Source organism: Novosphingobium sp. B-7 (genome assembly GCF_000410615.1).
Taxonomy (GTDB): Bacteria; Pseudomonadota; Alphaproteobacteria; order Sphingomonadales; family Sphingomonadaceae; genus Novosphingobium; species Novosphingobium capsulatum.
The window spans coordinates 1-8,513 of sequence record NZ_KE148406.1 but is presented as its reverse complement, the minus strand read 5'-3'; the positions used below and the strand labels follow the sequence as shown (position 1 = coordinate 8,513).

Here is an 8,513-nt window from a genome sequence, read left to right as displayed (position 1 = left end):
CGGCTCGGCCCGCAGTAGGCCGGCAAGCGCCTGCGCATCGGCGCAGGTGGCATCGCCGGCCAGCCGTGCCTGAAGCGCGCGATAATGCGCCAGCACGCGCTGCCCCAGGTCGCTTACCTTGGCCCCGCCACCATGGGCGCTGCCGGGAAAGGTTTCCACCAGCGGCCCGTGCCAGCAGCGGTTCATCACATCCACCAGTTGCCAGGCGCGGCGATAGCTCATCCCCATGGCGCGCCCGGCGGCCGAGATCGAGCCTTCGCGCGCGATGGCATCGAGCAGGTCGGCCTTGCCCGGCCCCATGGCGATCGCCTCGCCGCAATAGAGCTGTAGCTTGATCTTGATATGCGCTGCATCGGCCATGCCGGGGTTTTAGGCGCGCATGCCGTTTGGCTCAAGCGCGGCGGCAGAGGCATGGCCGTCGTTTTGCGCCGCGCTGGTGCGATCGGCGATGGTATAAGCGAAACAATCGGTTATCGTGCCATCACGGACCATGCGGGAGAGAATGCGATGCGGCCACGGTTGACGGTTTCGACGCTGGGCGTGGCTCTGGCGTCAGCGCTTGGCGCCGCGCCAGCGATGGCTGACGCCAATGGGGTCGAGGCCGCAAGCGCGCAGGGTGATGTGGCGCTGACGATCTATGCCGACATGGCCCTGGTCGAAGACGTGCGGCGCATCGATCTGCCCAAGGGCATCAGCCGCCAGGAATTTCCCGATGTCTCTGCCCAGATCCGGCCCGAAACCGTCACCCTTTCGGCGCCCGGCGCTGCCGTGGTGGAACAGAATTTCGACTACGACCTGCTGACGCCCGATAAGCTGCTCGACAAGTCGGTGGGCCAGGATGTGAGCGTGGTGCGCACCACGCCTGATGGCCAGGAAGTGGCCACGCGCGCGCACGTGCTGGCCAACAACGATGGCGCCGTCGTCCAGGTCGGCAACCGGATCGAGATCCTGCGCAATATGCCCGGCCGCGTGGTCTACCCTGGCCTGCCTGCCGGCCTGCGCGCCCGCCCGACGCTGTCGGTCACGCTCGATGCGGCCAGCGCCGGCACGCGCGCGGTGGGCTTGCGCTATCTGTCGGGTGGATTCGGCTGGAAGGCCGATTATGTGGCGCTGTTCGATGAAAGCGCAGGCAAGCTCGATGTCCAGGGCTGGATCACGCTCAACAACACGACCGGCACGGGCTTTCCCAATGCCCGCGTCATGCTGGTGGCGGGGCAGCCGGGTAGCAACGCGGCTGACGATGGCGATCGCTATGTCCGTCCACCGCGCCGCCCGATGGGCAATCGCATGGGCACGGGCGGGGCCGACGGGCGCGAGACGCTGGGCGATTTCCATGTCTATCCGCTGGCCGGGCGCACCACCGTCGCCAATGCCCAGACCAAGCAGGTGAGTTTCCTCAATGTGGCCGGGGTGCCGGCGCGCAAGGTCTATCAATATCGCAACGGCTGGCAGCACAGCGCGGAAGAGGGCGAAAGCGTCGATACCGTGCTCGCCTTTACGTCGGCCAAGGATGGCGGCCTGGGTGATGCCCTGCCGGCTGGCACGATGCGCGTCTATATGCGCGACGCGCGCGGCAATCCGCAGTTCGTGGGTGAAAGCCCGCTGCCGCATACGCCGATGGGATCGGATTTGGCGCTGAAAACCGGCGTGGCGTTCGACGTGAAGGTGCAGCCGACCGTCGAAAAGCGCGAAAAGATCACCGCGAGCGAGTGGGAACGCACCGCGCAATGGCGCATCACCCGTAATGATGCGGCGCCGGTCACATACACGATCGAACAGCACCCCACGTATTGGCGCACCCAGATGGCGTGGAAGGTTACCAATGCCCGCGCGGTGCCGGTGGAGGTTGACGTGATCCAGGATGGCCTGGACGATGGCTGGCACGATACCCGCGTTTCGGCCGAGAGCCTGCCTGGCCGCCAGCTCTCGCTTGATAGCCGGGTCTGGCATGTCACCGTGCCGGCGCGCGGCGCGGTAACGCTGACCGCCGCGATCGACACCCGCTATTGAGCGGCGCGATCATGCGCACTCTGATCGCGGCCATGGCCCTGTGGCCCGGCCTGGCCCTGGCGCAGCAGGCCGTGACGTCCGCGGCGCCGGCCAGCGTGGCCGTCACCATCTACCGCGAACCGGGGCGCGCCGCCGATGCGGCATTCGATCGCGGCTGGCTGCGCGGCTATGCCCTCGTCACCGAAACCCGCGATGTGGACCTGCCTGCCGGGCCAGCCACGGTGCGGTTTGAAGGGGTGGCGGCAGGCATGCTGGCGGAAACCGCGCTGGTCCGTGGGTTGCCGGCGGGGGTGGCCGAACAGAACCTCGACGCTGATCTGATCGGCGCCCGCAATCTCTATGCCCGCAGCTTTGGCCGCCCGGTGATTGTGCGCCATACCGATCCCCGCAGTGGCGCGGTGGTGGAAGAGCAGGCTGTGATCCGCTCCGGGCCTGATGGCGCTGCCGTGATCCAGACGCGCGATGGTTTCCGCAGCGCGCGCTGCGCCTGGCCCGATGAATATATCAGCTATGCCGATCTGCCCGCCGGGCTGGTGGCCAAGCCCACGCTGTCGGTGCAGACCAGGGCGCCTGCCGCAATGCATGGCCGGGTCACGCTCAGCTATCTCGCCTGGGGATTCGATTGGCGGGCGGATTATGTCCTGACCATGGCGCGCGACGGGCGCCACCTTGATCTGGCCGCCTGGATCACGCTGGCGAGCAGCGACGATACCGCGTTTGCCGGGGCCGCCGCAGCGGTGGTCGCTGGCAAGCCCGAAAAGCAGACGCGCGGGTGGGAAAATCGGTTTGGCGATGACCAATCGCTGTTGTTTACATGCGAGACGGCGCTGCCGCCACCTCCTCCGCCGCCACCTCCACCGATGGTGGAGTTCATGGCCCCCGCCCCGGTAGCAGCGAAGGAGTATATCGTCGTCACTGCCCAGCGCCGCGCCCCGGTCATGGCGCAGCAAGAGGCGCTGGGCGATCTCAAGCTCTATCGCCTGCCATTGCCGACCATGATCGCCCCGCGCGCGCAAAAGCAGATGGCCTTTGCCGATCGCCGCGCCGTCAAGGTGCAGCCATTCTACAAAGGCACGCTGCAACTGGACGAACACGAAGACCAGCCTCTGCGCCAGGCGCTACGGCTGAACAATCGCAAGGCGGCGGGGCTGGGCCTGGCCCTGCCGGCGGGCCACGTCGTGGTCCTCGAACCGCACGGCGCCACGACGCTGCCTGTGGGCGAGGGCCGTATCGACGACAAGGCCGTGGGCGAAGAGATCGACATCGAACTGGGCGAAGCCACCGCCGTGTACCTGGCCGAGGCCGATGGGCGCCAGCGCGATGACGCGCGTGCGCACGATCATATCGCCGCCGTCACCAACGGCCGCGATCAGCCGGTCATCGTGGAACTGGCCATCCCGCTGGGCGAGGGTCAGCGCCTGACTAGCCCATCGCACCCACTCACCCGCAAGAACGGCCAGCCGCTATGGCGCGTCACCGTTCCGGCCCACGGCATCGCCCGGCTTGCCTTCCGGGTGACCGACAGCGCGTGAACCCCATTGACCTTGCCCACCAAATCCCGCAAAGGCCGGCTTCCCCGCACGGGGGCGGTTAGCTCAGTTGGTAGAGCATCTCGTTTACACCGAGAGGGTCGGCGGTTCGAGCCCGTCACCGCCCACCAGGACCACGCTCCAGAGCGTCCCCCAGATATCGGCAATTACAGGCTGTTCCGTCGGGCGATGGCGCCTAGCACGGCAGCGCTCGGCTTGGCGGTGCGAGCGAAAGTGGCTGGGTCGACGCTGTGCAAGCCGAAGCGGTGGGCGTAGCCGAAACCCCATTCGAAATTGTCGAGCAGCGACCAGTGCATATAACCGCGGACCGGGACGCCATCGTCGATAGCGCGCTTGAGTTCGGCCAGCGCGGCGGGGATCAGCCATTGGCGCAGAGAATCGTCGGTGGTGTTGACGCCGTGCTCGGTCACATAGACCGGCAGCTTGGTTGCTTCCCAGGCATAGCGCACCGCGCCGGCCAGTGATCCCGCCCAGACCTCGGCGCCGGTGAAATTCTTGCGCGCGTCGGCCGGTGGGGGGACCACGCCACGGTCGTTCCAGACTTTGCGTTCGTAGTTCTGCACCCCGATAAAGTCGCAGGTCTGGGCGGCCAGGCGCAGCCATTCGCCATAGTAGCGTTCGCGCATGCGATCGCGCAGCGAATGGCGTCCGATCGCCTGGTCGTCGATGATGGCAAGGCTGACGCCGACCGGCAGGTCGGGCCGCACGCTCTTGATGGCGGCCACGCCGCGGCGATGGGCCTCCATCATGTGGGCGCGGTAGGTGGCCGGCTCTTCCACCCAGATCGCCACGCCGGGCGCATACTGCGCCACGCCCAACTGGCGGGCGGCGGCCTCCTGCATGGCCTTGTCGCCGGCAACCAGCTGGGCGGGCAGCAATTCGCCCAGCAAGCCGGCCAGGTTGGGCTCGTTCAAGGTCAAGGCCAGCTCGATGCCGGCGCCAAGATGGCGCACCGCCCGATCACAGAAGCGGGCAAACAGCGTGACCGATTCCGGGTTGCCCCAGCCGCCCTGCGCGGCGAACCAGCGCGGGGTGGTGAAATGATTGAAGGTCACGACCGGCTTGATCCCGCGTGCGCGGCACCCGGCGATCATCGCCTTATAGTGATCGAGCATGGCATTGGAGAAATGCCCTTTGTCAGGCTCGATCCGGGCCCACTCCAGGCTGAAGCGATAGGTGTTGAGGCCAAGGCCCTTTACCAGGTCGAGATCCACCGGCCACAGCTCCAGACTGTTGGCCGCGTCGCCCGAACGATCGGCGAACATGGTGTTGGGCAGATTCTCGATCACCCACAGGTCGGCATTGAGGTTGTTGCCTTCCACCTGGTGCGCGGCGGTCGAGGCGCCCCACAGGAAGCCGGATGGGAAAGCCGGGCTGAGCGGTGCGCCCTGCGCCGCCCGGACCAGCACCGGCGTGCCGGCGGCAGCGCCGAGTGCCATGGCCGAAGCGAGCAGGCTGCGACGATCGGTTTGCATCACTTGTCTCCTCGTGTGGCCAGCAGGCCTTGGGTGCGCATCCAGCGGAGCATCAGGTCCAGCCAGCCCTCTTCCGGCGATCCGGCCGCTGCGGCGGCAAAGCCATGGCCGCCTTTTGAGAAGAGGTGGAACTCGATCGATCGCCCCGCGGCACGATAGCTTTCCAGCAACGGCAGGCCCTGTTGCCGGGCAAGCAAAAAGTCATCGGCGGCGATCGCCACGAACATCGGTGGTGCATCGGCCGGGACCTGCATCGGCCCCATGTTGGGATAGATCGGCGCGGCGAAATCGGGCTTGTCGGCGCCGCCGTGCTCGATCACGCTGCGGGTGAGGAAGCCGCCTGCCGAAAAGCCCATGAAACCGACGCGCTTTGCGTCGATGCCGAGTTCGGCCGCATGCCCGCGCACATAGCGCAGTGCGGCCAGGCCATCGGCCAGCGCTGCTGGTGGCGTATCGGCAGGCGGTGCGAGAACGCTGGGCTGTCCTGCAATCATCTTGTCGAGTTCGGCGACGAACACTTTCTGGTCTGGCGGCGTCGGCAATGTCCGGTACTTGAGAACAAATGCCGTGACTCCGTGGCTGGCGAACCAGCGGGCGATCAGCCAGCCCTCCTTGTCCATTTCGAGCCCGAGGAACGCGCCGCCCGGGGCAATGATGACGGCCGCGCGCGTGCGTGGCTCTGCCGGGCGAAACAGGGTCAGCGTTGCCCGGGTGACATTGCGCACCGCCAGCCTGCCGCCGTCGCTCTTGTGCCAGACCTCGCGGTCGACGCGTTCCGCCGTGGGCAGCAGCACGGTGTCGGGTTGGGCTGGGGCCGCTACGACTTCGGTGGAAATCCCGGACTGCGCAAAAGCGGGGCCAGCAGGCAGGAGTGCTGCCACCGCCAGCAAAGCCGAGGTGGCCGCCACGCCACGCGCACGCCATTTCATGGCGGCGCGGCGCGCAGCCGGCAGAGGTACGATACCATAGCGCGATACGCTGAAGCGGAAGCCTGCCACGTCATCTCTCCATTCGCCGCCGGTCGCAGCCCGTTATCGAGCGGCGATCAGTAGGGTCGCATGGAGTGAGGGTCAACCCGATTCAATCACTGATTAACAGTGGTGACGCGCGTGGTCGCTTGCGTAAAATTGCCGATATTCCTTGCCCCGCAGCCTGCGCTTGGCGATGTTTGCTTTCCCAGCGCGGGCCTGTGGCACGTCCGTCAGGCTTCGGGCTCTTCCACGAACTCGATCAGGTTGCCGGCGCAATCGCGGATGAAACATCCTTTGCCAAAGCTTTCGCGCACGACAAAGGCGATGTCGGCGCCTTTCTGCTCCATCTCCGCCAGGAACGCGTCGAGGTCTGGCACCTGGAACGCCGCGTGCTTGTTGCCGTGGGTCTTCACATCGCGCGGTGGGTGGCGCCGGTCTTCGGGCAGGGGTGCCGCGCCTTCCACCTCGAAGATTTCAAAGCGCAGCGGGCCTTTGCGCACCATCGCGGTGTGGCTGCGCGCGGCTTCGATGTAGAAGCGCTTTTCGAGGGTGAAGCCCAGCACCCGCTGATACCAGGCGATCGCGGCATCCAGATCGGGCACTGAGACCCCGGCGTGGTGGAAGGCGAAGTCGGCCATCAGCGCGCTGCTGCTCTGGCTGCCATCATCCCATCTCCGCAAACGTCTGTGCGCACCAATCGGCGATGTAGTCGCGCATCCCCGTGCCGTTGTCCGCGCCGCAGTGCTCCACCTCGAAGTCAGCCTTGGTGAACACCCGCAGCGTGCGCTTCGGGCTGTTGACCGCCTGGTCATAGCTGCGCTGGGCGTTGAAGGCGGGAATCTGGCGGTCGTTTTCGCCATGGGTGACGAGGAATGGCACCCGGATCTTTTCCACCTGCCCGTCAAGGGTGATGCTGTCGGCATAGTTCAGGAAGGCATCCCGGTCGTCGATCCCGAACACCCACATGACGTGGTCCCAGTAGTGGGGCACCGGGTTCTCGCCCTCGTTGGCCACGCGCTCGCGCTGGCGCTGGCCCCACACGTGGTTTGCCCCCATGACCGCGCACAGGGCATAGCGCGGATCATTGGCGGCGATGCGCGGGGCGTGATAGCCGCCGAACGACAGCCCGAAAATGCCGATGCGATCGTGGATCACGTCGCTGCGTGTCAGCAGATAGTCCAGCGCCGGGCTGCCCCAGCGCTCCGCGTCATAGACCGCCGGCAGGCCCCGCTTGCGGATCGCCTCGCCGGTGCCGGGCTGGTCGACGAACAGGGTGTTCATCCCGCGCTCCAGGTTTACCGCGGCGTGGCCGGCCATGGCCACCTGTTCCTTCATCGAATCGAGCCCATTGACCGACACCAGCGTAGGCCGCGGCGTGCCCGAGCCATCGTGGTAGAACAGCGCGGTATAGCTTGATCCCTCGTAGGGAATCTCGACCTTTTCGACATGCTGCCCGCGCAGCCGGGCGCCCTTCAGATAGAGTTCGAGGCCCTTGTCATAGGCCGCCCAGCGCGGGGCATAGTCACGGCTCTGCAGTCGCTCTGCCCCCAGGTAATAGCCCGATGCCCGCAGATACTTGGTTCCGGCGGACAGCAGGAAGCCTTCCGCTTCGTCGGCTTGCGCATTGCGCGTCACCTGGTCTGCCACCGCGATCCAGCTGTCGAACAGTTGTGCCGATCCGGCATCGGCGCCGGCCTTGGCGGCCTCGCGCACCGGGCGGCATACCTCGTCCAGTTCGCCATGGTTGCCCCCGGCGATCAGCGCCAGGTTGATCCCCAGGTTCCAGATGTAGTTTCCGGGAAACGGCTCGAACATGTGCAAATTCCTTGTGAAAAATCAGTCTGCGGTCCAGCCGCCGTCGACCACGAGGCTGGTCCCGGTCATCAGCGCGCTGGCGTCGCCCGCCAGGAACAGCACCGCACCCATCAGGTCTTCCACCGTGCCCAGCCGCCCCAGCTTGATCTTGCCCAGCACGCTCGCCCTGAAGCTTTCGTCGGCAAAGAACGGGCGCGTCATCGGGGTTTCGATGAACGTGGGGGCGATGGTGTTGCTGCGGATGCCGTGGGGGGCAAGGTCCAGCGCAAAGGCCTTGTTCATGCCTTCCAGCGCCCACTTGCTCGCGCAGTAGAGGCTGCGGTTGGGCCCACCGACATGGCCCATCTGGCTGCCGATGTGGATCAGGCTGCCGCGCACGCCCTGGGCGATCATCGCCTGTACGCAGGCCTGCGCCACGAAGAACGCCGCCTTCACGTTGAGATCCATCACCGCATCGTAATCGGCTTCGCCCACTTGCCACATCGGCATGGGGCGATTGGTTCCGGCGTTGTTGACCAGCACGTGAAAGGCCGGGCGGCCGACGAAGAATGCCGCAACCGCCGCATGGTCGGCCACGTCGAGGACCACGGCCTCGGCAGCCCCACCGGCATCGCGGATGGCCGCTGCGGCTGCCGCGATCTCGTCGGCGCTGCGTGCCGCCAGCGTGACCGTCGCGCCTGCATCGGCAAGCG

General features: G+C 66.6%; 8 protein-coding genes and 1 tRNA gene. 3 read left to right on the top strand and 6 right to left on the bottom strand.

Features of this window, described 5'->3' with window-relative positions; genetic code table 11:
- The coding region (locus H926_RS28490; RefSeq protein WP_148291790.1) for a winged helix-turn-helix domain-containing protein at positions 1-360 on the bottom strand (360 nt) is incomplete at its 3' end.
- A gap of 216 nt (positions 361-576) precedes the next feature.
- Between H926_RS28490 and H926_RS0117540 the strand changes: the two genes are divergently transcribed.
- The 3 genes from H926_RS0117540 (at position 577) to H926_RS0117530 (ending at position 3,670) form a co-directional block, all read left to right on the top strand.
- Positions 577-2,010: a DUF4139 domain-containing protein gene (locus tag H926_RS0117540; RefSeq protein WP_237741084.1), complete on the top strand. Its 1,434-nt coding sequence runs from the start codon at positions 577-579 to the stop codon at positions 2,008-2,010.
- A gap of 11 nt (positions 2,011-2,021) precedes the next feature.
- On the top strand, positions 2,022-3,542 hold the full coding sequence (locus tag H926_RS28485) for a DUF4139 domain-containing protein (protein WP_051146421.1): 1,521 nt from the start codon (positions 2,022-2,024) through the stop codon (positions 3,540-3,542).
- Between the two features lie 52 nt (positions 3,543-3,594).
- Positions 3,595-3,670 (top strand) — tRNA-Val (locus H926_RS0117530).
- A gap of 36 nt (positions 3,671-3,706) precedes the next feature.
- On the opposite strand, the gene H926_RS0117525 is transcribed toward H926_RS0117530, so the two are convergent.
- The 5 genes from H926_RS0117525 to H926_RS0117505 form a co-directional block, all read right to left on the bottom strand.
- Positions 3,707-5,035 (bottom strand): glycoside hydrolase family 1 protein, encoded by a 1,329-nt coding sequence (locus H926_RS0117525; protein ID WP_022677469.1) that lies wholly within the window; start codon positions 5,033-5,035, stop codon positions 3,707-3,709.
- Positions 5,035-6,033: an alpha/beta hydrolase gene (locus H926_RS0117520; RefSeq protein WP_022677468.1), complete on the bottom strand. Its 999-nt coding sequence runs from the start codon at positions 6,031-6,033 to the stop codon at positions 5,035-5,037. The genes H926_RS0117525 and H926_RS0117520 overlap by 1 nt, the downstream gene beginning before the upstream one ends.
- Before the next feature lie 203 nt (positions 6,034-6,236).
- Positions 6,237-6,644 (bottom strand): VOC family protein, encoded by a 408-nt coding sequence (locus tag H926_RS0117515; RefSeq protein WP_022677467.1) that lies wholly within the window; start codon positions 6,642-6,644, stop codon positions 6,237-6,239.
- Positions 6,645-6,669: 25 nt separating this feature from the next.
- Complete coding sequence (locus H926_RS0117510) at positions 6,670-7,821, bottom strand: alpha/beta hydrolase (protein WP_022677466.1); 1,152 nt, start codon at positions 7,819-7,821, stop codon at positions 6,670-6,672.
- Positions 7,822-7,842: 21 nt separating this feature from the next.
- A partial coding sequence (locus H926_RS0117505; protein ID WP_022677465.1) for an SDR family NAD(P)-dependent oxidoreductase occupies positions 7,843-8,513 on the bottom strand: 671 nt, incomplete at its 5' end.

Coding starts and splice junctions, on each gene's coding strand:
- H926_RS0117540 (WP_237741084.1), top strand. CDS start 577: ATGGCTGACGCCAATGGGGTCGAGGCCGCAAGCGCGCAGGGTGATGTG.
- H926_RS28485 (WP_051146421.1), top strand. CDS start 2,022: ATGCGCACTCTGATCGCGGCCATGGCCCTGTGGCCCGGCCTGGCCCTG.
- H926_RS0117510 (WP_022677466.1), bottom strand. CDS start 7,821: ATGTTCGAGCCGTTTCCCGGAAACTACATCTGGAACCTGGGGATCAAC.
- H926_RS0117515 (WP_022677467.1), bottom strand. CDS start 6,644: ATGGCCGACTTCGCCTTCCACCACGCCGGGGTCTCAGTGCCCGATCTG.
- H926_RS0117525 (WP_022677469.1), bottom strand. CDS start 5,035: ATGCAAACCGATCGTCGCAGCCTGCTCGCTTCGGCCATGGCACTCGGC.